Source organism: Pseudomonas sp. Irchel 3F3 (assembly GCF_900187545.1).
Classification (GTDB): Bacteria; Pseudomonadota; Gammaproteobacteria; order Pseudomonadales; family Pseudomonadaceae; genus Aquipseudomonas; species Aquipseudomonas fortuita.
In genome coordinates this window covers 96,122-118,226 of sequence record NZ_FYDS01000015.1, presented here as the reverse complement: position 1 = coordinate 118,226, position 22,105 = coordinate 96,122, and the positions used below count along the sequence as shown (strand labels likewise).

The 22,105-nt window shown below is 60.6% G+C and carries 22 protein-coding genes and 2 pseudogenes; 8 read left to right on the top strand and 16 right to left on the bottom strand.

Annotated features, from left to right (window positions below):
* Positions 1–19: 19 nt before the first annotated feature.
* From CKW35_RS25595 to yghU, 6 genes are all read right to left on the bottom strand, one after another.
* Positions 20–1,264, bottom strand: a complete 1,245-nt coding sequence (locus CKW35_RS25595; RefSeq protein ID WP_095117162.1) for a saccharopine dehydrogenase family protein — start codon at positions 1,262–1,264, stop codon at positions 20–22.
* 33 nt (positions 1,265–1,297) lie between these two features.
* On the bottom strand, positions 1,298–2,395 hold the full coding sequence (locus CKW35_RS25590; protein WP_016486580.1) for a carboxynorspermidine decarboxylase: 1,098 nt from the start codon (positions 2,393–2,395) through the stop codon (positions 1,298–1,300).
* Positions 2,396–2,582: 187 nt separating this feature from the next.
* Positions 2,583–3,500, bottom strand: a complete 918-nt coding sequence (locus CKW35_RS25585) for a pyridoxal-phosphate dependent enzyme (RefSeq protein ID WP_060516581.1) — start codon at positions 3,498–3,500, stop codon at positions 2,583–2,585.
* A complete protein-coding gene (locus tag CKW35_RS25580) occupies positions 3,497–4,171 on the bottom strand; it encodes a transcriptional regulator (protein WP_016486582.1) in 675 nt (224 codons plus the stop codon). Before CKW35_RS25580 ends, CKW35_RS25585 begins: the two co-directional genes overlap by 4 nt.
* A gap of 186 nt (positions 4,172–4,357) precedes the next feature.
* A complete protein-coding gene (locus CKW35_RS25575) occupies positions 4,358–6,061 on the bottom strand; it encodes an amidase (protein ID WP_016486583.1) in 1,704 nt (567 codons plus the stop codon).
* A gap of 140 nt (positions 6,062–6,201) precedes the next feature.
* The gene (gene yghU / locus CKW35_RS25570) at positions 6,202–7,041 is read right to left on the bottom strand and encodes a glutathione-dependent disulfide-bond oxidoreductase (RefSeq protein WP_023048169.1); all 840 of its coding nucleotides are present in this window, start codon (positions 7,039–7,041) and stop codon (positions 6,202–6,204) included.
* Between the two features lie 200 nt (positions 7,042–7,241).
* Here yghU and CKW35_RS25565 point away from each other — a divergent pair, with 200 nt between their 5' ends.
* Entirely contained in the window at positions 7,242–8,276 is a 1,035-nt protein-coding gene (locus CKW35_RS25565; RefSeq protein WP_016486585.1) for a dienelactone hydrolase, read from the top strand.
* Here the strand turns inward: CKW35_RS25565 and CKW35_RS25560 are convergent.
* The 3 genes and pseudogenes from CKW35_RS25560 to CKW35_RS28700 form a co-directional block, all read right to left on the bottom strand.
* A complete protein-coding gene (locus tag CKW35_RS25560) occupies positions 8,250–9,443 on the bottom strand; it encodes an MFS transporter (protein WP_095117160.1) in 1,194 nt (397 codons plus the stop codon). The genes CKW35_RS25565 and CKW35_RS25560 overlap by 27 nt on opposite strands.
* A gap of 273 nt (positions 9,444–9,716) precedes the next feature.
* Positions 9,717–11,303, bottom strand: coding sequence for an ABC-F family ATPase (locus CKW35_RS25555; protein ID WP_016486587.1), 1,587 nt, complete (start codon positions 11,301–11,303; stop codon positions 9,717–9,719).
* Positions 11,304–11,335: 32 nt separating this feature from the next.
* A pseudogene (locus CKW35_RS28700) lies at positions 11,336–11,685 on the bottom strand (integrase).
* 101 nt (positions 11,686–11,786) lie between these two features.
* Here CKW35_RS28700 and trbK point away from each other — a divergent pair.
* The 3 genes and pseudogenes from trbK (at position 11,787) to CKW35_RS28975 (ending at position 14,266) form a co-directional block, all read left to right on the top strand.
* The gene (gene trbK / locus CKW35_RS25545; RefSeq protein ID WP_016486673.1) at positions 11,787–12,011 is read left to right on the top strand and encodes an entry exclusion lipoprotein TrbK; all 225 of its coding nucleotides are present in this window, start codon (positions 11,787–11,789) and stop codon (positions 12,009–12,011) included.
* 941 nt (positions 12,012–12,952) lie between these two features.
* Positions 12,953–13,729, top strand: a pseudogene (locus CKW35_RS28980) (PAS domain-containing protein); the annotation flags it as partial.
* Complete coding sequence (locus tag CKW35_RS28975) at positions 13,712–14,266, top strand: methyl-accepting chemotaxis protein (protein WP_371262263.1); 555 nt, start codon at positions 13,712–13,714, stop codon at positions 14,264–14,266. The pseudogene CKW35_RS28980 and the gene CKW35_RS28975, both read left to right, overlap by 18 nt.
* 40 nt (positions 14,267–14,306) lie before the next feature.
* Here CKW35_RS28975 and CKW35_RS25525 read toward each other — a convergent pair whose 3' ends face one another.
* Entirely contained in the window at positions 14,307–14,873 is a 567-nt protein-coding gene (locus tag CKW35_RS25525; RefSeq protein WP_016486677.1) for a DUF1003 domain-containing protein, read from the bottom strand.
* Positions 14,874–14,995: 122 nt separating this feature from the next.
* Here CKW35_RS25525 and CKW35_RS25520 point away from each other — a divergent pair, with 122 nt between their 5' ends.
* The 3 genes from CKW35_RS25520 (at position 14,996) to CKW35_RS25510 (ending at position 16,677) form a co-directional block, all read left to right on the top strand.
* Entirely contained in the window at positions 14,996–15,286 is a 291-nt protein-coding gene (locus tag CKW35_RS25520; protein ID WP_016486678.1) for a hypothetical protein, read from the top strand.
* Between the two features lie 519 nt (positions 15,287–15,805).
* Positions 15,806–16,174, top strand: a complete 369-nt coding sequence (locus CKW35_RS25515) for a hypothetical protein (protein WP_031312022.1) — start codon at positions 15,806–15,808, stop codon at positions 16,172–16,174.
* A 194-nt stretch (positions 16,175–16,368) separates the two neighbouring features.
* Positions 16,369–16,677 carry a hypothetical protein gene (locus CKW35_RS25510; RefSeq protein WP_095117158.1) on the top strand — a complete coding sequence of 103 codons (309 nt, stop codon included), beginning with the start codon at positions 16,369–16,371 and terminating at the stop codon, positions 16,675–16,677.
* On the opposite strand, the gene CKW35_RS25505 is transcribed toward CKW35_RS25510, so the two are convergent.
* From CKW35_RS25505 to CKW35_RS25495, 3 genes are all read right to left on the bottom strand, one after another.
* Positions 16,670–16,894, bottom strand: coding sequence for a hypothetical protein (locus CKW35_RS25505; protein ID WP_024717648.1), 225 nt, complete (start codon positions 16,892–16,894; stop codon positions 16,670–16,672). The genes CKW35_RS25510 and CKW35_RS25505 overlap by 8 nt on opposite strands.
* 157 nt (positions 16,895–17,051) lie before the next feature.
* Positions 17,052–17,252 carry a hypothetical protein gene (locus tag CKW35_RS25500; RefSeq protein WP_095117156.1) on the bottom strand — a complete coding sequence of 67 codons (201 nt, stop codon included), beginning with the start codon at positions 17,250–17,252 and terminating at the stop codon, positions 17,052–17,054.
* Positions 17,253–17,366: 114 nt separating this feature from the next.
* The gene (locus tag CKW35_RS25495; protein WP_016486684.1) at positions 17,367–17,681 is read right to left on the bottom strand and encodes a hypothetical protein; all 315 of its coding nucleotides are present in this window, start codon (positions 17,679–17,681) and stop codon (positions 17,367–17,369) included.
* Positions 17,682–17,912: 231 nt separating this feature from the next.
* Here CKW35_RS25495 and CKW35_RS25490 point away from each other — a divergent pair, with 231 nt between their 5' ends.
* Positions 17,913–18,272: a hypothetical protein gene (locus tag CKW35_RS25490; protein WP_016486685.1), complete on the top strand. Its 360-nt coding sequence runs from the start codon at positions 17,913–17,915 to the stop codon at positions 18,270–18,272.
* Between the two features lie 85 nt (positions 18,273–18,357).
* Here CKW35_RS25490 and CKW35_RS25485 read toward each other — a convergent pair whose 3' ends face one another.
* From CKW35_RS25485 to CKW35_RS25475, 3 genes are all read right to left on the bottom strand, one after another.
* Positions 18,358–19,539, bottom strand: coding sequence for a hypothetical protein (locus CKW35_RS25485; protein ID WP_095117154.1), 1,182 nt, complete (start codon positions 19,537–19,539; stop codon positions 18,358–18,360).
* Between the two features lie 51 nt (positions 19,540–19,590).
* Entirely contained in the window at positions 19,591–20,070 is a 480-nt protein-coding gene (locus CKW35_RS25480) for a VOC family protein (protein ID WP_016486687.1), read from the bottom strand.
* Between the two features lie 110 nt (positions 20,071–20,180).
* Complete coding sequence (locus CKW35_RS25475; protein WP_095117152.1) at positions 20,181–21,800, bottom strand: NADP-dependent glyceraldehyde-3-phosphate dehydrogenase; 1,620 nt, start codon at positions 21,798–21,800, stop codon at positions 20,181–20,183.
* Positions 21,801–22,105: the final 305 nt, after the last annotated feature.

The window sequence follows — 22,105 nt, the reverse complement described above, 5'->3', positions numbered from 1 at the left end:
CGCCCCTTCTGTTTGTTGCTTAGGCTTCAGCGTCCCAAGGACGATCGCCTTTTTCATCTTTGACGCGGGTTGGCAGGCCCATCACGTCAAGCGCCTTGAGGAACGGCTCGGCTGGCAGCTCCTCGACGTTGACCATGCGCTTGGCATCCCATTCGCCACGGGCAACCAGCAGGGCGGCAGCCACTGGCGGTACACCGGCGGTGTAGGAAATGCCCTGGCTGTCGGTCTCGGCGTAGGCTTCTTCGTGGTCTGCCACGTTGTAGATGAACACTTCGCGCGGCTGGCCATCCTTGGTGCCTTTGACCAGGTCACCGATGCAGGTCTTGCCGGTGTAGCCAGGGGCCAGGGAGGCCGGGTCTGGTAGAACGGCCTTGACCACTTTCAGCGGTACCACTTCCAGGCCTTCGGCAGTTTTTACCGGTTGCTCGCTGAGCAGGCCCAGGTTCTTCAACACGGTGAACACATTGATGTAGTGCTCGCCGAAGCTCATCCAGAAACGCACGTTCGGCACGTTGAGGTTCTTCGAAATCGAGTGAACTTCGTCGTGGCCGGTCAGGTAAAGGTTCTGCGAGCCTACCACTGGCAGGTCGTCGGTACGCTTGACCTCGAACATGGTGTTGCTGGTCCACTGGCTGTTCTGCCAGCTCCACACTTGCCCGGTGAACTCACGGAAGTTGATTTCCGGGTCGAAGTTGGTGGCAAAGTATTTGCCATGCGAACCGGCATTGACGTCGAGGATGTCGATCGAATCAATGCTGTCGAAATACTGCTGCTGCGCCAGTTTGGCGTAGCTGTTCACCACACCCGGGTCGAAACCGACGCCGAGAATGGCGGTAATGTTCTTTGCCTGGCACTCTTTGAGGTGTTTCCACTCGTAGTTGCCATACCACGGCGGGGTCTCGCAAATCTTGCCCGGCTCTTCGTGGATGGCGGTGTCCAGATAGGCGACACCCGTATCGATGCAGGCACGCAGCACCGACATGTTGAGGAAGGCGGAACCTACGTTGATCACGATCTGCGATTCGGTCTCGCGGATCAGCGCCTTGGTTGCCTCGACATCGAGGGCATTGAGCGAGAAGGCCTGGATGTCGGCGGGTACCTTGAGGCTACCCTTGGCCTTGACGCTGTCGATGATGGCCTGGCATTTGGAGATGTTCCGTGACGCGATAGCGATACGACCCAGTTCGTCGTTATGCTGCGCGCACTTGTGGGCCACCACCTTGGCGACACCTCCTGCACCAATGATAAGAACGTTCTTCTTCAATTTACCTTTTGCTCCTTACTTGGAAAGCCGGCCTTACGACAGGCTGGAAACGTAGTCTTCGAAACCGAACTCGCGGACGACTTCGACGCTGCCGTCGAGTTGCTTGACCACGATGGATGGCATCTTCAGGCCGTTGAACCAGTTTTTCTTGACCATGGTGTATCCCGCCGTGTCGATGAACGACAGGCGATCGCCAATGGCCAACGGGCGATCGAATTGGTACTCGCCGAAAATGTCACCGGCCAGGCACGACTTGCCGCAGACCATGTAGGTGTGCTCGCCGTCGTTGGGGGCCATCTTGGCGTTGAGGCGGTAGATCAGCAGGTCAAGCAGGTGTGCTTCGATCGAGCTGTCGACCACGGCCAGGTGCTTGCCGTTGTACAGGGTGTCGAGCACGGTCACTTCCAGCGAGGCGCTGTTGGTGATGGCTGCTTCGCCCGGCTCCAGGTACACCTGCACGCCGTACTTTTGCGAGAAGGCTTTGAGGCGCGCGCAGAAGGCGTCTACCGCATAGTCTTCACCGGTGAAATGGATGCCGCCACCGAGGCTGACCCACTCGACCTTGTGCAGCAGGTGACCGAAGCGCTCTTCGATGTGCGTGAGCATCTTGTCGAACAGGCCGAAGTCGCCGTTCTCGCAGTTGTTGTGGAACATGAAACCGGAGATCTGTTCGATCACCTGCTCGATCTTGGCAGGGTCCCATTCGCCCAGGCGGCTGAACGGACGTGCCGGGTCGGCCAGCAGGTAGTCAGAGCTGCTGACCTGCGGGTTGACGCGCAGGCCGCGCACTTTGCCTTCGGACTGTTCGGCAAAGCGCTGCAGCTGGCCGATGGAGTTGAAGATGATCTTGTCGCAGTTCTCGAGCATTTCCTCGACCTCGTCGTCGGCCCAGGCCACGCTGTAGGCGTGGGTCTCGCCGGCGAACTTCTGGCGGCCGAGCTTGAGCTCGAAGAGGGAGGACGAGGTGGTGCCGTCCATGTACTGCTGCATCAGGTCGAACACCGACCAGGTGGCGAAGCACTTGAGGGCGAGCAGCGCCTTGGCACCGGAGTGTTCGCGCACGTAGGCGATCTTCTCCATGTTGCTGAGCAGCTTGGTTTTATCGATGAGGTAATACGGCGTCTTGATCATTTAAAGGCCCCCGGCCAGGCCGGCCAAAAAAAGGACACGCATTGTGCCTTCACTTGCCGCAGACCGAAAGGGTGCGATACGCATTTCGTCAGGGTTGACGCCGTTGCGAGGGCATTTTTCCGGTTGCGGCGGGCTCAGTAGAACAGGCGCATGTGACTGTCGTAATCACCACCGACGGGCGGCAGCCTCAATCGGCTTGCTGCAACCACGCGTGAATCTGCTCAAGCGTTGCCGTAGCGCCACCACAAACCACCACCAGCACATTCTGGTAGTGCGCCAGGACGCCTGGCGCATACGCCAATGCCAGCGCCGCTCCACACGCTGGCTCGACCAGTACGCGATGGTCCAGCAGGAACCGCTCACAGGCTTCCAGCGCTGCGCGATCGCTGACCAGGTGGCTGTGCACCGGGTGTTGCTGTGCGCAGGCCAGCGCCTGATCGGCTACCCGCTTTGCCCCCAGCGATGTTGCCACCGAGGCGATGCGCTCCAGCTCGACCGAATGCCCCGCCTGCAGGGCCGCGTGCAGCGACGCGGCGCCGTGGGTTTCCACCGCCAGCACCGGTACATCACCCCAGCCATTGCGCTGCAGCCCCTCGACCACCCCGCTGAGCAAGCCGCCACCCCCCACCGACAGCACCACGGCGTCCGGTTTGACGCCTGCTTCGGCGACTTCATCGATCAGGCTGGCATGCCCGGCCCACAGCAGCGGATCGTCAAACGGGTGGATGAACGCATCATCCGGCCCCACCAAGGTCTGCGCCAGGGCGTTGGCCTCTTGCCAGGAGCTGCCATGCACCACCACGTTGGCGTCTTCCAGGCGCAGCAACTCCTTGGCCCGCTCGGTGGTGGTCTCGGGGACTACCACGGTCACCGGCACACCCAGTTTGCGCCCTGCATAGGCCACCGCCAGGCCGGCGTTGCCGCCCGAAGACGAGATGAACTGCCGGGCGCCACGGGCCTGATGCACTTCGCAGGCATGGCCCACCCCGCGCAGCTTGAACGAGCCGCAAGGTTGCAGGGCATCGAGCTTGAGCCAGATGTTTCGGCCCGCGGCCAACGACAGGGAGCGGGATTCGATCAGGGGGGTGTGGATATGCAAGGTCATTGGCTGGTTCCGCGTAATTGTTCAAGGTAGTTGTAAATGGTGTAGCGGGTCACGCCGAGCGCACTGGCCGCCTTTTCCACGCCGCCTTTGACGATGAACAGGCCACGCTCCTGCATGACCCGCACCGCCTCGACCTTGGCCTGTTTGTTCATCCGGCCTTGGCCGCTGCGTTGCAGGGAAGCCTGGATGATCTCGCTCATCAGCAGCTCCATGTCGGCGGGTTCGCTGACGGCAGGCGTGGCCCCCAGCGGTTGGAACTGCTGGAGAAAGCTCATGGCGGCGTCCAGGCCGGTGACGTCGGTGTTGACGCATAGGCTGGCGAAGGGGTGGCCGGTGCTGTCGCGAAAGATCGCAGTGGCGCTGCGCAGGGTGCGGCCCTTGAGCGTGGTGGGGTAGTCGGGTAGTACCACCGGCTCGCTGCCGTGCTGGTCGGCCGAGGCCTGCATCAGTGCCTTGAAGCCTTGATCCTGCTCTGGGGCGGCGAGGATCGGGCTGCCGACGCTGCGGCCGGAGAGGTGACCGTTGACGATCGCCACCACGGAATGCTCCGGGTGGTCCAGGTCGTGCAGCAGGATTTCCATGTTGCGTGCGGCGACGCTGCCCAAGGCCTGGATGGCGGCCTTGAGCACCGTGAGGGTGAGGTGGCGTTCTTCGCTGGGGGGGATAGGCATGGCACATCGCAATATCAACGTTTTGTGTATTTTTACACATAAAGTTGAATTGTGCGATCTGTGGTGGTTGTACCGGCCCATCGCGGGCAAGGCAGCGCCCACAGGTACTGCACGACCCTTGAGGTTTGCAGTTTCCTGTGGGCGCTGGCTTGCCGGCGATGAGCCGCAAAGCGGCCCTTGTAAAAGTCAGCCCAGCGCCGGGGTGCGCGGCGGAATCATACGGCGCGAGCCAGTCGCCTCGAAGGCTGCACCAAAGCTCAACAACGCATTGTCACTGTAAGCCCGCCCGGCAAAGGTCAGCCCCACCGGCATGCCGATGTCGGCCATCACCCCCATTGGCACGGTGACGGTCGGCACACCCAGGTGACGGATCGCCAGGTTACCGTTGGCCACCCAGATACCGTTGCTCCAGGCGATGTCCGCTGATGCCGGGTTGACGTCGGCATCGGCCGGGCCCACATCGGCCACTGTCGGGAACAGCACAGCGTCCAGGCCCAGATTGTCCATCCAGTCTTCCAGGTCCAGTTTGCGCGTGTGCTCCAGGCCACGCAGGCCGTCGGGCAAGGTCTCGATCTGGTCCCAGGTCTTCAGCCCGCGCTTGGCCATGTTGACGTACTCGTCCATGCCGGCGGCCAGGTCGTCTTCGCGGTTGGGCAGGGTGCCCGGGTCGTGGGGGAAAATCTGTGGGCCATCGACATCGGCCAGGCGGTTGAGCTTCGGGTCGCCGTTGGCGCGCAGGAAGTCGTCAAAGGCCCACCCCGACAGCTCCCACAGCTCGTCATGCAGGAACTCCTTGCTGACGATGCCACGGTTGTAAACGGTCGGTGCGCCCGGGCGGTCGCCCTCGCAGTTCGACACCAGCGGAAAGTCCACTTCCAGCACTTCGGCGCCGGCCGCCTCCAGAGCCTGGCGTGCCTGTTGCCACAAATCAATCACAGTGGCACGGGTGTTGATGCGTTGGCCAGTCGGGCCACCGATGCCTGGTTTTTCGCAGGTGCCTGCTTCGGCATCGGCATTTATATACATGCGCGGTACGCCAAAGCGTTTGCCCTTGAGTGCGCTGGCATCCACTGCCAGGTCCAGATAAGAAGCTGGGCGCACGGTGGATGCTGCCGGTATTGGCACCCAAGGTTGCAGACGCCACAGGTCGCCGCGCTTGTCAGCGTCATCGGCGACCACCACGTCGAGGATTTCCAGCAGGTCGGCCATGGTGCGGGCGTAAGGAACCACCACGTCCATGGTCGGGGTCAGCGGCCAGTTGCCACGCACCGAAATCACGCCGCGCGAGGGGGTGTAGGCGCACAAGCCATTGTTGGACGCCGGGCCACGGCCACTGGACCAGGTTTCCTCAGCCAGGCCGAAGGCACTGAAGCTGGCGGCGGTGGCGGTGCCGGCACCGTTGGATGAGCCCGAGGCGAAGGGCGCAGTCAGGAAGTTGGCGTTGTACGGGCTTTCGGCGCGGCCATACACGCCGCGCTGCATGCCACCGTTGGCCATGGGCGGCATGTTGGTTTTGCCCAGGCACACAGCACCCGCGGCGCGCAGGCGCTCGATGGTGAAAGCGTCGCGCTGGGCGACCAGATCCTTGAAGGCAGGGCTGCCGGAAGCGGCGGTCAGACCTTTGACCAGGTAGCTGTCCTTGGCGGTGTAGGGAATGCCATCCAGCGGGCTCAGGACCTGGCCTTGAGCGCGGCGGGCGTCGGAGGCCTCGGCTTCTTTCAGCGCCTCGGGGTTGCGTACCACGACAGCGTTCAGGGCGGTGGCGGTGTCGGCGCCATCGTAGGCGTCGATGCGCGCCAGGTAGGCCTTGACCAGCTCGACCGCCGTCGTGCGGCCCGACTCGAGCGCGTCGCGCAGCTCGGCAATGGAAACCTCGGTTACCTCGATCATGCGTTCACCAAAAAAATGTGCAGGTGGGGGCTAATGCGAGGAGTGTACAAGAAGGGCTTGGCGGACGCAGGTTTGCGCGGGGGCAAATGGTTTTATGCAAGCGGGCATTGTCGGGGTCGCACAGCGACCCCGGCTAACCCTCAATCCAGGTCCTGCGCCGCATGCCGCTCGGGCACCTGGCTGGCCTCATCACCCCACGTGCGGTTTACCCGCGTTCCGCGCTGCACCGCCGGGCGCAGGGCAATTTCCTCGGCCCAGCGCTGCACGTTGGGATACTCATCCACCGCCAGGAATTCTGCCGCGTCATACAGGTTGCCGCGCACCAGCTGGCCATACCACGGCCACACGGCAATATCGGCAATGCTGTACTCATCACCGCCCAGGTAGCGGCTCTCGGCCAGGCGGCGGTCGAGCACGTCCAGTTGACGCTTGGCCTCCATGGTAAAGCGGTTGATCGCGTATTCGATTTTTTCCGGGGCATACACGTAGAAGTGACCGAAGCCACCGCCCAGGTAAGGCGCCGCGCCCATCTGCCAGAACAGCCAGTTCAGGCTCTCGGCGCGTGTAGCGGGCGATTTTGGCAGCAGTGCGCCGAACTTGTCTGCCAGGTACAGCAGGATCGAACCCGATTCGAATACCCGCACAGGCGGTTCGACGCTGCGGTCGAGCAGGGCAGGGATTTTGGAATTGGGGTTGACCTGGACGAAGCCGCTGGAAAACTGGTCGCCCTCACCAATGCGGATCAACCAGGCATCGTACTCGGCTGCGGTATGGCCCAAGGCAAGCAGCTCTTCAAGGGCAATGGTGACCTTGACGCCATTGGGGGTGGCCAGGGAGTAAAGCTGCAGAGGGTGGTTGCCTAGCGGCAGGTCCCTGTCGTGTGTCGGGCCGGCAACAGGGCGGTTGATGCTGGCGAACTGGCCGCCGGACGCTGCTTCATTGCGCCAGACCTTGGGTGGCACGTAGGCGGGCTTGCTCATGCATGAATCTCCTTCATTGGCGCGAAACGGTCACGTAAAGACGTGGACCTGTATCTATGCCACGGGTTCGACGCCATGCGCAAATGCATAGGGTGCGCGCGCAACGTGCATGACGAGGGTTTCATCCAGTTTTCATCCGGCGCACGCCAGGCCGGCTTTATGCTGGGCTATCGCTTCGCCCTGCAAGGAACCGCCGGCCGATGACTATTCCCCGCTGCGTGTTGGCGCTGGTCCTGATCGGCGGCCTGCTGGCCCATGCCGAGGCTGGGCCCCGGGTTGTCGGCCTGCACCACATGACCTTGGTCGACCCGGTCGATAGCCGGCCGATGCAAGCACTGGCGTTCTACCCCGCTATCGGTAAACCCCGTAGCAGCCGTATAGACGGCTATCCAGTCGAGGTGGCTGAAGAGGCACCCGTCGCCACAGGCCGGTTCCCGTTACTGGTATTGTCCCACGGCAATACCGGCAGCCCATTGGCGCTGCATTACCTGGCAACTTCGTTGGCGCGGCGAGGCTTTGTGGTGGTGGCAGTCGTGCACCCTGGGGACAATGCCCACGACCACAGTCGTCTGGGTACTCTGAGCAATCTGTATGGCCGGCCGCTGCAAGTCAGCGCCGCCATCACCGCAGCCCGCGATGATGCTTTGGTCGGGGCTTACCTGGATGAAGGCAAGGTGGGCGTGATCGGTTATTCAGCCGGTGGCGAAACCGCGTTGATCCTTTCCGGTGCGCGCCCGGACCTGGACCGCCTGCGCCAGTACTGCCTGGAGCGTCCGACCGACGCCGACGCCTGCAAGACCCACGGCATCTTGATTGCCGACCGCAGCGAACTGGCGCCGCAGGCCGACCAGCGGGTAGGGGCGGTGATGCTGATGGCGCCGTTGAGCCTGCTGTTCGGGCGCCATGCCTTGGCGGGGGTTCAGGTGCCAGCGCTGATCTACAGCGGTGATAGCGACCAGCTGGTGGCGGTGGACCGCAACGCCGAAGCTCTGGCCCGCAAGCTGCCGGTCACTCCCGATTATCGCCTGTTGGCCGGCGCCGGCCACTTTGTGTTCATGGCCCACTGCGACGCCGAGCAGTACGCGCGGATGCCGGCGCTGTGCAAGGATGCCGAGGGTGTGGATCGCCGCCATATCCATCATTCGCTGGCGCGTGAAACGGCGGCGTTCTTCAGCCAGGCGCTGGGCGCGCCGCAACTGGCCGAACGATCAGCCGCGGCGAGCGCGCCGCGATAGCAACAGCGTTAGGCCCACCCCGGCCAGGGCGAGCAGGGCAGCCACGCAGAAGATCGAGGCATAGCCCAGGTGTACGGCTACTGCGCCCATCAGCGGGCCGGCGATAGCCAAGGCCATATCGAAGAACACCGCATAGGCCCCCAGCCCCGCGCCGCGGCTGTTGCTGGGGACCTGCCTGATTGCCTCGACGCCCAGCGCCGGGTACACCAGCGACAGCCCGAAACCGGTAAGCCCCGCGCCGACCAGTGCCCAGGCCGGCGCAGGCGCCAGCCACAGCAGGCTCAGGCCCAGCACTTCGGTGGCCATGCAGGCGACCGCCACGTTGTAGCCACCAAACCGGTTGACGGCATTGACGAATAAAAGCCGCGAAATGATGAAGCACACCCCAAACGCACTGAGGCACCAGGCTGCGCCCAGCCAACCTCGCTCCAGGTAGTACAAGGTGACGAAGGTGGTCAGGGTGCCATAGCCGATCGAAGCCAGGGTCAGGCCAAGACCGCACGGTGCGACCCGGGCAAACGCCGACCAGAATGGCAGGCGCTCGCCGCGCGCCACCACCACATCGGGGCGCTTTCGCAACCCCAGCAGGGCAAGGGTTGCCAGCATCAGCAAAGCAGGCCCCAGCACGCTGAAGTCCAGCCCATCCACGGCCAATACGCCCAGTGGCGCGCCAATAGCGATGGCGCCGTAGGAGGCGATACCGTTCCATGAGATCACCCTGGCGGTGTGTTCGGGGCCGACCTGGCTGATGCCCCAACTCAAGGTAGCCACGCCGATCAGCCCCTGGGCGATGCCGAGCAGCAAACGGCCGCCAAGCAACAACGCGAGGCTCAGCAGTGGCAGCGTCAGGGTCCAGGCCGATAACAGCGTCAATACCCCGCAGCCGGCAATCCCCAGCAGGCCGAAGCGGATGGCTCGCTTGCCCCCGAGGGTGTCTGCAACGCGCCCGGCAAACGGGCGGCTCAGCAGAGTGGCCAGATATTGCAAGCCGATGGTCACCCCGGCGATCACCGCACCGAAGCCCAGCTGGTCGTGCACGTAGCCGGGTAACACCGCAATGGGCAGGCCGATGCAGAGGAAGGCAATGAAGGTGTAGAAAACGATCGACAGGATCTGCAGGGTGATGTGCAGCGTATGGCTGGCGGGGGCAGGTTGTTGCGCGGTCATGGGCTCTTTCGCGGGCGGGCGGTTGGGCGTGGTCCCATCATGGCCGTTGTGCGAAGGAAAAGAAAGCAGGCTAACGAATTATTCGCCAGGGTGTGGCTGTGGCAGCGGACTTGTCCCCTGAATGGGAGTACGCGGTGCCTGGCAACGGCTTCGCCGGTGTTCGCGGGACAAGCCCGCTCCCACACGTCCCCTGCTTGACTGGGCTCTTGGGAGCGGGCGTGCCCGCGAAAAGGCCGGCCCAGCCATGCAACGTGGCCAGGCCTTACACTTCGATCAGACCAGTACGCCTTGGCTGCGCAGGTAATCGTCGTAGGTACCGCTGAAGTCCACCACACCATCGGGCGACAGCTCGATGATGCGCGTGGCCAACGACGAGACGAACTCGCGGTCGTGGCTGACGAACAGCAAGGTGCCCGGGTAGTTTTCCAGCGCCAGGTTCAGCGCCTCGATCGACTCCATGTCCAGGTGGTTGGTTGGCTCATCCATCACCAGCACGTTCGGCTTTTGCAGGATCAGCTTGCCGAACAGCATGCGGCCTTGCTCACCACCGGAAATCACCTTCACCGACTTGAGGATCTCGTCGTTGGAGAACAGCATGCGCCCCAGGGTGCCGCGAATCACCTGTTCGCCGGAGGTCCACTGGCCCATCCAGTCGAACAGGCTCAGATCGTCTTCAAAGTCGTGAGCGTGGTCCTGGGCGTAGTAGCCCACTTCTGCGCTGTCGGTCCATTTCACCGAACCTGCATCCGGGGTCATTTCGCCGACCAGAGTGCGCAGCAGGGTAGTCTTGCCAATACCGTTGGGGCCGATGATCGCAACGCGCTCACCCGCCTCGACGGTAATGTCGAAGTTCTTGAACAGCACCTTGTCGTCGAAGGCTTTCGCCATCTTCTCGACCACCACCGCCTGGCGGTGCAGTTTTTTGGTCTGCTCAAAGCGAATGAACGGGCTGACACGGCTGGAAGGTTTGACTTCGGCCAGCTGGATCTTGTCGATCTGCTTGGCACGCGAAGTCGCCTGCTTGGCCTTGGAGGCGTTGGCCGAGAAGCGGCTGACGAACGTCTGCAGTTCGGCGATCTGCGCCTTTTTCTTGGCGTTGTCCGACAGCAACTGCTCACGCGACTGGGTGGCCGCCGTCATGTACTCGTCATAGTTGCCTGGGAACAGGCGCAGCTCGCCGTAATCCAGGTCGGCCATGTGGGTGCAGACGCTGTTGAGGAAGTGGCGGTCGTGGGAAATGATGATCATGGTGCTGTTACGCGCCGTGAGGATCGTTTCCAGCCAGCGGATGGTGTTGATATCCAGGTGGTTGGTTGGTTCGTCGAGCAACAGCACGTCCGGGTCCGAGAACAATGCCTGGGCCAGCAGGACACGCAGCTTCCAGCCTGGCGCCACTTCGCTCATCGGGCCGAAGTGCTGTTCCAGGGGGATACCCAGGCCCAGCAGCAGTTCACCGGCGCGCGATTCGGCAGTGTAGCCGTCCATTTCGGCGAATTCGGTTTCCAGCTCGGCGACGGCCATGCCGTCTTCTTCGGTCATTTCCGGCAGCGAGTAGATACGGTCGCGCTCGGCCTTGACCTTCCACAGCTGGCTGTGGCCCATGATCACGGTGTCGATCACGGTGAATTCTTCATAGGCGAACTGGTCCTGGCGCAGCTTGCCCAGGCGGGTGTTCGGTTCCAGCATCACCTGGCCACCGGAAGGCTCCAGGTCACCGCCGAGGATCTTCATGAAGGTCGACTTGCCGCAACCGTTGGCGCCGATCAGACCGTAGCGGTTGCCGTTGTTGAATTTTACGGAAACGTTTTCAAACAGCGGCTTGGAGCCGAACTGCATGGTGATGTTAGCGGTAGAAATCAAGTGCTTGTCCTGCGGGGGTTCCAGAGGTGTATTTAGGCCCTCGCGTCAGGTTTGGGCCAATTTTGGGCCAATTCGACTCGGGGCGGCAGCTTCTCCAGCTCCCTCCAGTCCGAGGAGGAGCTGATCCATTTCGCGTAAGTAGAGAGCAACATCTCGACGCTGTGGCGAGCTGGTTCGCAATGAACGCGGGGTTCATACCAGGCATCAGGCACAGGGTCGCATAGGTGTGGCGGGTGTCGTACTGGCGGCGCTCACGGATGTTCAGCGCGTTGAGCGCCGATTTGAAGTGGCGGATTGTAACACTTGGTTCGTTGATCCACAGCCCAACTTTGCTCGGCTGGAACACAAAGGGGCTGACCGGGTGCAGGGATTTGGACGCCATGCACCGGAGTGTGCCCGTTCGCTGGACCTGGGTGAGGGGCGTTCTTTGCGATGCTGGTCGAGGTTTGCTATAACGCCCGACCACTTCAAAGGAATGAGCTCATGTCACGCAAAGCATTGGTTTTCTTCTCTGCCGCCGCGTTCTCTGCAGTGGTTCTGGCGGGCTGCAAAGAAGATGCCGTCGACACAGCAGCCTACGAGCCGACTGGCGAACACTGTCAGCCCGACTATCTGAAAACGCTTCCAGACAACAAGGCGCGCGAAGACCTGGTCGAAAAGTGCATGACCAGTGGCGCTTACAAGAAGTCAGAGCCGAAGACCTGGTAACGTCCGTGCTTCAGTCAACGCCGCCTCATCAGGCGGCGTTTTGGTTTGAGGAAGTGCTGGCGGGCAGCGAGGTGTGGGTACATGCGGCAGGCAGCTGATATGCTTCGTCGCCTACCAAAAGGAGAGTGGTGATGCATTTGGGTGAGAGGCTTCGGGCGTTCCAGCGATGGTTCAACCCGAGGCGCAGGCGGTGGGCTGGCGTGACGCTGATCGCGCTTGGGGTGGTCGGAATGTTTCTCAACCCGGCAAGCCGGTGGACCATGGTGCTAGGAACTGGGATCTACTGGTTCTTCACCGCCTTGCCGCCCGTCCTCGGCGGCAAGCGTTGAGGCGCTGGCGGGCAGCGCCAGAGGGTGAGGCGGCTACTGCGTTTTCCAACATCGGTCCTTTGAGTCGTCCAATCACGGGGGCGAATCTGCGATAAGGCATGCGGCCGCTGGGGTTTGATGTCATATTGATTACACAGGAACATCGGCCCGTGTCCACGAGCCAGTCCTTCAGGCCTTACCTCCAGATGCCAAGCAACGTTGATTTTCGCTTCACGGCTCATCGGCAGCTCCTTGATCTGGAAGCCTGTACATCAAGGCTCATGTACCTGGTTGCTGCGGGTGAGATCCACGGCGCTATCTGGGATGATGCCGTGGTCTGCCAGATGAAATCGCATGATGCCTGGCTTCAGTTCTTGAGCCAGAGATCTCAGCCTTCGCTACCCGCGTGATCCAGAATCGCAGAGGAATCTGTGATTTTCAGCAGTGTCCCTAAACACCTGCAATGTTGTGCGTTGAGCCGCGCGTCCAAGCCTGTAGCAATTTATCTGCCGGCCTGGAATTTTTCATCACCCCGCCCGTATACCCATCATGCTGCAATTAAAAATTGACTGGATGCTCTAGAACAATGGGCCCATCTCGATAATTGCTTACCCAGCACACTTGGAGCCTGTCATGTTCAACCGCAATCTCAAAAAAATGCTGCAAGAGCAGAGCGCGGAGCTGCATCAGTTACGTCAGCAGGTCGAGCAGATGGACAGAGGCATGCTCACCATAAGGCTGGATGCACAGTTTCGTATCTGCGCATTTAACCGACAGTTCTCGGAAACCTTGGGGTATTCTGAGGAGCGCCTGCTGGGGCGCCCGCTCGCGGAGATCGTGCCGCCGTACGTTAAAGACCTGCCTTGTTTTCACGCGTTCAATCAAGCTGTAGCGCGTTTTGAACCCGTCAATGACGAATATCGCTACCTCCGCGCGGACGGCACGCTTGCTTGGTTGAAAATCTATTGGCTCCCTATTCGAGACCACGACGCGAGCCTTGGCCATGTCCAGGGTTACGGCAGTGAAATCACCCGTACCGTGGAGCAGGCGAAGGAAAATGAAGCGCTGATCCAGGCGCTGGTTCGGTCCACTGCCGTCATTGAATTTAACCTGGATGGCACCGTCATCACAGCCAACAAGCAGTTTCTCGATGCCATGAGCTACTCATTAGGCCAAATTGCAGGAAAACATCATCGTTTGTTCTGCCCTGCCGAAGAAGCGGCATCGCCCCAGTATGAAAGTTTCTGGAAGACGCTCAACCGTGGCGAGTACGTTGCAGACCGATTCAAACGCGTCGATGGCCGTGGAAGTGTTATCTGGCTCGAGGCCACTTATAACCCTGTACATGACACTGAGGGCAAGCTGTCTAAAGTTGTGAAGTTTGCGAGTGTCGTGACGGACCAGGTCGCACGCGAGCAAGAGGTAAAGGATGCAGCGGGTGTCGCGTACGCCATATCCCGGCAAACGGATTCGAGCGCGGAGCGTGGCGCTGTGGTCGTGACGCGAACGGTGGAGACCATGCGCAGTATCGCTGAACAAATGAACGCGGCAACCGAGAGCATCGAAGCGCTTGGCAAACAGTCTGCGTTGATCAGTTCTATCGTTAAAACCATTGGCGGAATTGCTTCGCAGACGAATCTGCTAGCACTGAATGCAGCTATCGAAGCCGCGCGTGCGGGTGAGCAAGGTCGAGGCTTCGCTGTGGTTGCTGATGAGGTGCGCAAACTCGCTGGTCACACCAGTTCGGCCACCGAGGAAATCGTTAGCGTGGTCCAACAAAACCAGGCGCTTGCGGATCAAGCCGTTAGCGAAATATTCAGCAGCCGGGCAAAAGCTGAGGAAGGCTTGGCATTGGCTAATGAAGCCGGCACCGTCATCCTGGAAATTCAAAGCGGCGCTAAACAAGTGGTCGGGGCAGTTGGCCGCTTTGCGAATGAGGTGAGGTAGGACGAAACAGCGCTCCGCAGGCAACTGCAGGGGTAAGGGATTAATCGTTATTACCCAAAGGCGCATGCACTGAGGACGCAAGCAAATGCGCGTGCATCTGCGATGTAAGGAGCTCAATCCGTTCACTCATTTGCTTTGTGACTTCTGTGAGGTGTGTGTTTTGCTCCAGCAACTGCAGAAGCTGCTTGCTTTGCATCTCCGCGTCCCGTTGACGTCGTTGATTGGCCATGGCAATCGCCTCTCGATGTCGCGCATCTGCTTCGGCTGTTGCTTTGTCACGGTCGGCTTGGCGGGTTTGAGCCAGAAGAATCAGAGGGGCCGCGTAGGCCGCCTGCAGACTAAACGCCAGATTCAATAGAATGAAGGGATAGGGATCGAACGCTGACAGCCCCGATAGGCTGATCCCCATCCATATCAGAACCACCAGTGACTGAGACCCTAGAAACAACGGCGTGCCAAAGAAGCGCGCGAAAGCTTCCGCCCTGCGGGCAAAAGCATCGTTACCAAACGGGTGGTGCATATGTTCATGGGCGCGGTGAAACCTGAGATGGTCAACATCTTCAAGACCTTCATGAGGGACAGGCTGCGCAGAGATTGACGGTTGCATCTGCTGGCTCCGTGGTGGATGGCCATTTCAGTCTAGACTAGCCCGCGAGCGCATACTGCAGAGGGTTGCTATGATGGCCCTCTATTGCTTTTGTCACGATCAATTCACTTAAGGAGCGTGAGATGACACGTTTATTGCTGGCTGCCTTGATGCTGGCATCGGGCGCGGCCCAGGCCGGGATTCCACTGCTGAACGCAACGTGCCCCGGCAACATTGAGGTCCATGCGGACAAAGGTGGGCCGATCTATATCAATGGCAAGGAAGGGAAGCTGAAGAAGTTCAACGATAACTACTTCGAAGCCAAAGGCAGCGGGGTGACTGTTTCATTGTCGATCAACCCCGACGGTTCGCCCGACGTATCGTATACCGGCAAGAACAAAGCCAACGGCGTATGTCAGGTAAAGGCATCGTAGAAGATCGCCACGTTTGAGCGCAGTGGCAGCCGTTGGCTGGGCATCGGTGCTGGAACGGTAATTGCTTTGCTCCTGAGACATTGATCACGCGGAGAGCGCCGACATGACTCAGGATGACCGCTATTACATGGTTTTCGTTGTGGCAACTGTACTGGTCCTGGACCTGGTGGCAACCTTGGTCTTTCTCAAGGCCATTGCCTGACCCCGAGAGTGGGTACGGTAATACTCGGGGTTGGGGGCATTTGTAGTTGCTTATGCCTATGCGACGCCAGCCGTCCTGAACCTCAGATAAAACTGCGGGCGGGGAGCGCGGCGCCCAAACTTGCAGACCTGGCGGACGTAGGACAAGCTGTAGAAGAGGACATTTATTGCGCCGCCAATGCAGCCTGAACCCATATAGCAAATGAACCTATGGCATGGCTGTCATTGAGCAGTAATATGGCTCACGACAACTAAAAAATGGCGTGCTACTTGGCAACACTTTCCTAAGTTCTCGAGGGGGCAGCAGGGGCGTGTCGCGTGAAGAGCTCAATATCGGTAGCAGGTGCATTACTCGTTTCCACGTTCGCCACATTGTTCACGGCCGGGTGCGCACAAAACCCCGACGTGCGTGATAGTCATGACTCTACCTCTGGCAGCACCGCTAAGAGCCCACCCGCGTATCTGGGGTGCGTGAAGGGTGAACTGCCCGGGAATGTGAAAACCTACGAGGTTGATGGCGATAACTCGGTGAGACTGTTCATCGAAAGCACCGACCCCAGCAAGGCAGATGGCCTTGTGGAGTTGCGCAGCACAGCAGGCCAGCATCAGTTCACAGCCTATCAACGTGATGCCTGGTACGACCATGGGAGGTTGCTGGATGCCGCGTTGATGTGTTCAAAAGCATGATCATCTAACCGCCAGAGACAAAATGCCCGCCGTCGAGAGCGGGCTTTTTGCTGGTGGGCCCTGCCGCCGTTCTTATTCGAACGTGGCAGTCCTGAACTGGGCAGTGCTGGTTTTGCATTTGCCTGCCGTGCCCGCGATAATCCACGCATTTGGATGGAGAACACTGGGTGGAAGCAAGAAGCGCAGTCGCCGAAATGTTCATTGGGATCCCGACGCATTTCTGGGTGTTGCCCGTTGCCGGCCTGGTTGCGTACTACGGGCTGAAGGGTGCCGCCAGGTTCAGCAATCGTAGCACCCTGCTGCTAACATCGACTTACCTGCTATTGTTGGCCTTGGCGGTGCTGCCCAACGGCTTTTATGCCTTGTTCCCACCCACGCCCGACCCGGATGTGCTGTTGAATCACGCGCCATTGCCCAACTACGCGGGGCGTTTCTACCTGGATGCGTTCTACGTCTTCAGTGGCTGGGCGCTGAGCAAAGTGGTGAAGCTCAGGTTCAGCTGAAGCTAGCACCTCCAATGTCGTCGATTTTTGCAGCGACAGCGCGCAACTCGTCTGCTACCACATTGATGGACCTGATGTGCGCCGTGACATCAATCTCGCTCTGCGAACTGGCACGCGCCTCCATGAACCTGGCGTGGCCACTCATGGCCTGACTGAGCTTTTCCAGATGATCGGCTGTACTGACCAGATCGGACTTGATGCTGAGAAGCGTTTCCATGGTGCTAAAGGCCTTCCGTGTCTGTTGCTTCAACCGTTCCATGAGCATCGCCTCAGGGCAGGGTGAAACGCAACAGATTTGTGGAAAGCGCAGCCTTGCCCGAACGCTGGAGCGCTTGTGCGACCCTTATGGTGGGGCCGGTGCGGCTTGAGGGGGCTCAGCTGTTTTCCTGCACCTGTAGCACCGAACCCTTGTCGTCGGTCACCAGCAATCCACTGGTGCGGGTGCCGTCTAAGTGTTGCTCGGCAAGTGGCACATCCGAGGACCGAAAGATGCTACGGCTCTGTTCACCGGTTTTAAGGGTGACGAGTTTGCCGTTCTGGTAGAAGAAGCGCGTGATGTTGGCGTTCTTTTGCATGGTGTGTATTTCCTGGCCGAGTCGCGGTGAGGTGCCCCATTGGCAGTTCACTTTCTCAACGTTCGGCTACCCATGCTACTGGCAGAAATATCAGGTCCCCACCAGTGAGCCCGCTCAGGCTTCGTCCTGCAACCGCCCGGGGCTGAAGAAAAACGAGGCCACCACCACCGCTGTGATCACGCCTGCTGCATCTGCAATAAACAGCAGCAGAGCACCTGGACCACCAAGCGCCAGGTGCTTGCCCAAGGCAAAGTCCACACCGTGCGGGCATGCGGCGATCGTTAGCAGCATGGCAGCCAGCAGGCCAGAGAGGAGCCTCATGTAGACGCTGCCGAATGCCAAGCCATAGGCCCAGAACACGAAAATACAGAGCACGGCCAAGCCGGTGGAGGTTGCATATTGGGCGAGTATTTCCAGCCACCAGAGCATGGGGTTCTCCTGAACAAAGCCGGCCGGTGTTGCCGTTGCCTGATGTTGATGAGAAGCAGGGCAGAATGACTTCGTTCCCTGGATTCAGACAATTAATTGCAGTGACCGGGCGCCAGTAAACAACCCGCGATGTGATGGTGTTGTCACTGGCGCGTCGTTGCTGTGTCAATGGCGCGAAAATTCACCAGCAAGACCATGGTTGGTTAGAAACTTTGGACAACCCTCGTTAGAATGCAGCGTATCCCTGACGGCCAATTGCAAATGCCTACTTTTCGTATCTTCATCGCTTCTGCGTTGGTTGCCAGCCTTGCTGGCTGCGCGACGCCCGGCAAACCCACTGCCAGCAAGCTGACCAAAAAAACGCCGCAGGTGTACGCCGCCTGTGTCCTGCCCAAGTGGCAGGTTCTGGCACCCCAGGCCACGCAGAAGTCGATTGCCCACGGGTATCGACTGACGGCATCCAGTGCGGTGGCAAGTGACGATGTACTGGACGTGGTTGACTCTCGTGAAGGCAGCCGCGCGACCTTCTACAAGGGCAGCTTCCTGTCTGGCGACAAATTGCGCCAGGCTGCCAAGGACTGCCTGGACTGAGTCAATAGCCCGGGATCCTGGGGCCGCCTTGCATCCCTGTCGCGACACATGGCTGTGCCTGCCCGGGGCATGTACCGGCCGCAATTCAGCGTTCGCGCATGAAGAAACCGGCAACAAACTTGCGGAAGGTTTCCAGGCTCTTGAAGTCGGCGTAGCGCTTGAAGTTTTCGGTGTCCGGCTCGGGCCCAATCGGCTGTTCGAGGAGCGACACTGACAATACCCGGTCCTGGTCCGAGGTCATCACCAGCTCATCCATCACCTGGCCGCCGATCACCGGCCGGCGCATTTGCACCTTGACGCCCTTGCTGGCCATCCAGTCGATCAGCGACACCAGGGCCTTGAGTGGCTCGCGTTCTTCATCGCGGTACACCGGGAACAGATGCGCGCGCGATAGCACCGGCACGCTGGCCACATGGATCAGCTCATAGAAATGGCTACCGGCGCTGGTCGGCGAGTAGATCATCAGTGCCAGCAACGGCCCGCTGGTACGGCTACCGCCCCAGTACAGGTGGTGCCCCTGGAAGTCGAAGCCGTCTTCACTGCGATTGTTGAACAGCTTGCGCCCTTTGATCTGGTCGACGCAGTCCAGCATCAGCCCGTGGCGGCGATGGTTGCCGAACAGTGTGGATTCACGCAGCCGGGACTTGAGCATCATCATGTGCTTCATGTCCAGCCGGGTTTCCAGGTAGTTGCTGGCAGGTATCCGCTCCAGCAGCGGGTAGCGACTGGCCACGCTGCGCAATTCGGCAAACTGCGTGGTCAGGTCCTTCTTCAGGTGAGTGGCGTAAAGGTTGAGGCCGCTGGTCTCGATCCAGGTGAGCAGCAGCGACAGCAGGCGCTGTTGCTCGCGCCGGTCGTTGCCATCGCTTGCGGCACTGGCGGTACCGGCGCGAAAGTCACCCATCAGGCGCAGCGGCGTGTCGGGCGGCAGCCAGGCGGCAGGTGGTGCGGGATCGTCTTCGCGTTCGGCGGCTTCCCGCTCGTCTTTGGTAAACGGGCAACCAGGGGCATGCTCGGCAGTGCCCGGGTTGTTCTTGAGGAACAATGTGCCGGTATTGCCGTTAAGGGTGACATTGAGCACCGGCAGGGCGTCGTTGCGGCAGTCGCAGGCCAGCCATTGGTTGGCGTTGCGAACCTTCATCAGTAGCTGGTTCGCCTGCAGCAGGCGCGGGCCGACGAGGCTGCCGGTGGCAAAACCGACCAGCAGATCCTCTTCAGCGGGGGTCAGGCTGCGCACCTGCGCAGCGGTTTTGTCGATGATTCGCATGAAGCAGCTCCAGGCTACGAGCCTCAAGCTTCAAGCAAAGTGGCGCCGCTTTCAACTTGCCGCTGGGTTACCGCCGAACATCTTCGCTGCGCGGGCGCGAATTTCGTCAGGGCTCAGGTCCTCCTTGTGGGTCGAGACGAACCAGATATTGCCGAACGGGTCTTTCAGGGTGCCACTGCGGTCGCCATAGAACTGGTCGGTCAAGGGGTGCAACTGCGTGCCGCCAGCCGCCAGGGCTTGGGCGTAGACCTTGTCGCAGTCCTCGACATACAGGTGCAGGCCCACGCCTGCGCCGCTGAGCTTCTGGCTGGCGGTAAGGCCGCCTTCCATGTCGCAGGGGTCGCCCAGCATCAGCGACGAATCACCGATCTTGAGTTCGGCATGGCCCACACGGCCACCAGGGGCATCAAGGCGGAACATTTCGACCGCACCGAAGGCCTTCTTGTAGAACTCGATGGCCTTGGCGGCGTCGTTGATGGCCAGATAGGGGGTGATGCTGTGCTGGCCTTCGGGGATGGGTTTGACTGCCATGTTCGACTCTCCGTTGCAGTGGGCGCCGGATGGCGCCCTGTTGCTTAGAGTCGTTTGCGCCGATGGACAATCGACAATGCCGCTAGATCGATTTTCTATAAGCGCGGCCGTCAGAAGATGTAGTCGGTGGTCAGGAAGCTCGACTGGCGGTTACGGATGATTTCGCTGATCAGTTCTTTGTTGGCCTCCTGGAAGCGGGTGGCGACCAGGGTGCGGATGGAGAACACGCGCAAGGCGTCATGCACAGACAGAGTGCCTTCGGCGCTGTTCTTGCGGCCGTTGAACGGGTAGGTGTCGGGGCCGCGCTGGCACTGCGCGTTGATGTTGATGCGCCCGACCTGGTTGGCGAAGATGTCGACCAGGCTACCGATGGTCGCCGGATCGTTGCCGAACAGGCTCAACTGCTGGCCGTAATCGGAGTCCAGCACGTAGTCGATGACGGTTTGCAGGTCGCGGTAGGGCACCACGGGTACCAGGGGGCCGAATTGCTCTTCGTGGTACACGCGCATGTCGTTGTTAACCGGGTACAGCAAGGCCGGATAGAAGAACGAGCCGCGGCTTTGCCCGCCACCTGCGTTGAGCACGCGTGCGCCCTTGGCCGTGGCATCGGCGACCAGGCCGTCAAGGTAGTCGACCTTGCCGGGCTCCGGCAATGGCGTCAGCGCGACGCCCGGTTCCCAGGGCATGCCGGGCTTGAGCGCGGCCAGCTTGCGCTGGAACTTGTCGAGGAAGGCGTCGACCACGTGCTCGTGGACGAACAGGATCTTCAACGCTGTGCAGCGCTGGCCGTTGAACGACAGCGCGCCGGTAACCGCCTCTTCGACAGCGTTGTCGAGGTCGACCTGCGGCAACACGATGCCTGGGTTCTTGGCATCCAGGCCCAGCGCGGCGCGCAGGCGATGCGGGCGTGGGTGCAGCTTTTTCAGGTCGCTGGCTGCCTTGTGTGTACCAATGAAGGCGAATACATCGACCTTGCCGCTGGCCATCAGCGCGCTCACCGTTTCCCGGCCGCGGCCATAGATCACGTTGATCACCCCCGGCGGGAAACTGTCGCGGAAGGCTTCGAGCAACGGGCGGATCAGTAGCACACCGAACTTGGCCGGCTTGAACACCACGGTGTTGCCCATGATCAGCGCCGGGATCAGGGTGGTGAAGGTTTCGTTCAGCGGGTAATTGTAGGGCCCCATGCACAACGCCACACCCAGCGGCGCGCGGCGGATCTGGCCGAGGGTGCCTTGTTCCAGCTCGAAGCGGCTGGAGCGGCGGTCGAGGTCCTTGAGGGCATTGATGGTGTCGACGATGTAGTCGCAGGTGCGGTCGAATTCTTTTTCTGAATCCTTGAGGTTCTTGCCAATCTCCCACATCAGCAGCTTGACCACGGCCTGGCGCTGCTCGCGCATACGGGCCAGGAAGTTTTCGACATGCTGGATGCGTTCGGCCACACGCATGTTCGGCCAGGCACCGCGGCCCTTGTCGTAGGCCTGCACGGCGGCGTCGAGGGCCGTAAGGGCGGTGTCCGCGTCGAGCAGCGGGGCGCTACCCAGTACCACCTGGCGTTCCTCTGCGCCCTCCTTCAGCCATACCGGGCTGCGCACCGTGGCCAAGGGGCCGTCCCACTGCCTGAGTTCGCCGTTCACCAGGTAGTCGCGTTGTTCCATTGGGGCTCCCAGGCGCCAGGTTTCCGGAATGTTCTCGGCGCTGGGGAAGAGTGAATCGAGCAGACGGTCCATAGGTACTGCACCTCACATTGCGGGGCTGGTTCAAAGCAGGGTGAATCGCTTCAGCATGGAGCATGCACCGGCTGCCGGCAAAACACCAGTCTGGCTCAATCGGGACGTGGATGCTTGCCAAATGGCCCGGCAGGCACCGCAAAAAGCGTTCAGGCATGGCGACGTTTCTTTTATGCAAAGAAGATATCAAATGCTAATTATCAATAGCCAAGTGGTAATGAAAGGCTGTGTGCGTCGGCACGCTTATAGCAAACTTGCAATTGGCGTGGGTTTTCACGCAGGAAATTTGACGCCATCAAACTTGA

Coding starts and splice junctions, on each gene's coding strand:
- CKW35_RS25485 (WP_095117154.1), bottom strand. CDS start 19,539: ATGCGAATCATCGACAAAACCGCTGCGCAGGTGCGCAGCCTGACCCCC.
- CKW35_RS25575 (WP_016486583.1), bottom strand. CDS start 6,061: ATGATCGAGGTAACCGAGGTTTCCATTGCCGAGCTGCGCGACGCGCTC.
- CKW35_RS25475 (WP_095117152.1), bottom strand. CDS start 21,800: ATGGACCGTCTGCTCGATTCACTCTTCCCCAGCGCCGAGAACATTCCG.
- CKW35_RS25590 (WP_016486580.1), bottom strand. CDS start 2,395: ATGATCAAGACGCCGTATTACCTCATCGATAAAACCAAGCTGCTCAGC.
- CKW35_RS25585 (WP_060516581.1), bottom strand. CDS start 3,500: ATGACCTTGCATATCCACACCCCCCTGATCGAATCCCGCTCCCTGTCG.
- CKW35_RS25510 (WP_095117158.1), top strand. CDS start 16,369: ATGTTCATTGGGATCCCGACGCATTTCTGGGTGTTGCCCGTTGCCGGC.
- CKW35_RS25525 (WP_016486677.1), bottom strand. CDS start 14,873: ATGCAACCGTCAATCTCTGCGCAGCCTGTCCCTCATGAAGGTCTTGAA.
- CKW35_RS25495 (WP_016486684.1), bottom strand. CDS start 17,681: ATGCTCTGGTGGCTGGAAATACTCGCCCAATATGCAACCTCCACCGGC.
- CKW35_RS25480 (WP_016486687.1), bottom strand. CDS start 20,070: ATGGCAGTCAAACCCATCCCCGAAGGCCAGCACAGCATCACCCCCTAT.
- CKW35_RS25505 (WP_024717648.1), bottom strand. CDS start 16,894: ATGGAAACGCTTCTCAGCATCAAGTCCGATCTGGTCAGTACAGCCGAT.
- yghU (WP_023048169.1), bottom strand. CDS start 7,041: ATGAGCAAGCCCGCCTACGTGCCACCCAAGGTCTGGCGCAATGAAGCA.
- CKW35_RS25560 (WP_095117160.1), bottom strand. CDS start 9,443: ATGACCGCGCAACAACCTGCCCCCGCCAGCCATACGCTGCACATCACC.
- CKW35_RS25520 (WP_016486678.1), top strand. CDS start 14,996: ATGACACGTTTATTGCTGGCTGCCTTGATGCTGGCATCGGGCGCGGCC.
- CKW35_RS25580 (WP_016486582.1), bottom strand. CDS start 4,171: ATGCCTATCCCCCCCAGCGAAGAACGCCACCTCACCCTCACGGTGCTC.
- CKW35_RS25500 (WP_095117156.1), bottom strand. CDS start 17,252: ATGCAAAAGAACGCCAACATCACGCGCTTCTTCTACCAGAACGGCAAA.
- CKW35_RS25490 (WP_016486685.1), top strand. CDS start 17,913: ATGCAGCGTATCCCTGACGGCCAATTGCAAATGCCTACTTTTCGTATC.
- trbK (WP_016486673.1), top strand. CDS start 11,787: ATGTCACGCAAAGCATTGGTTTTCTTCTCTGCCGCCGCGTTCTCTGCA.
- CKW35_RS25565 (WP_016486585.1), top strand. CDS start 7,242: ATGACTATTCCCCGCTGCGTGTTGGCGCTGGTCCTGATCGGCGGCCTG.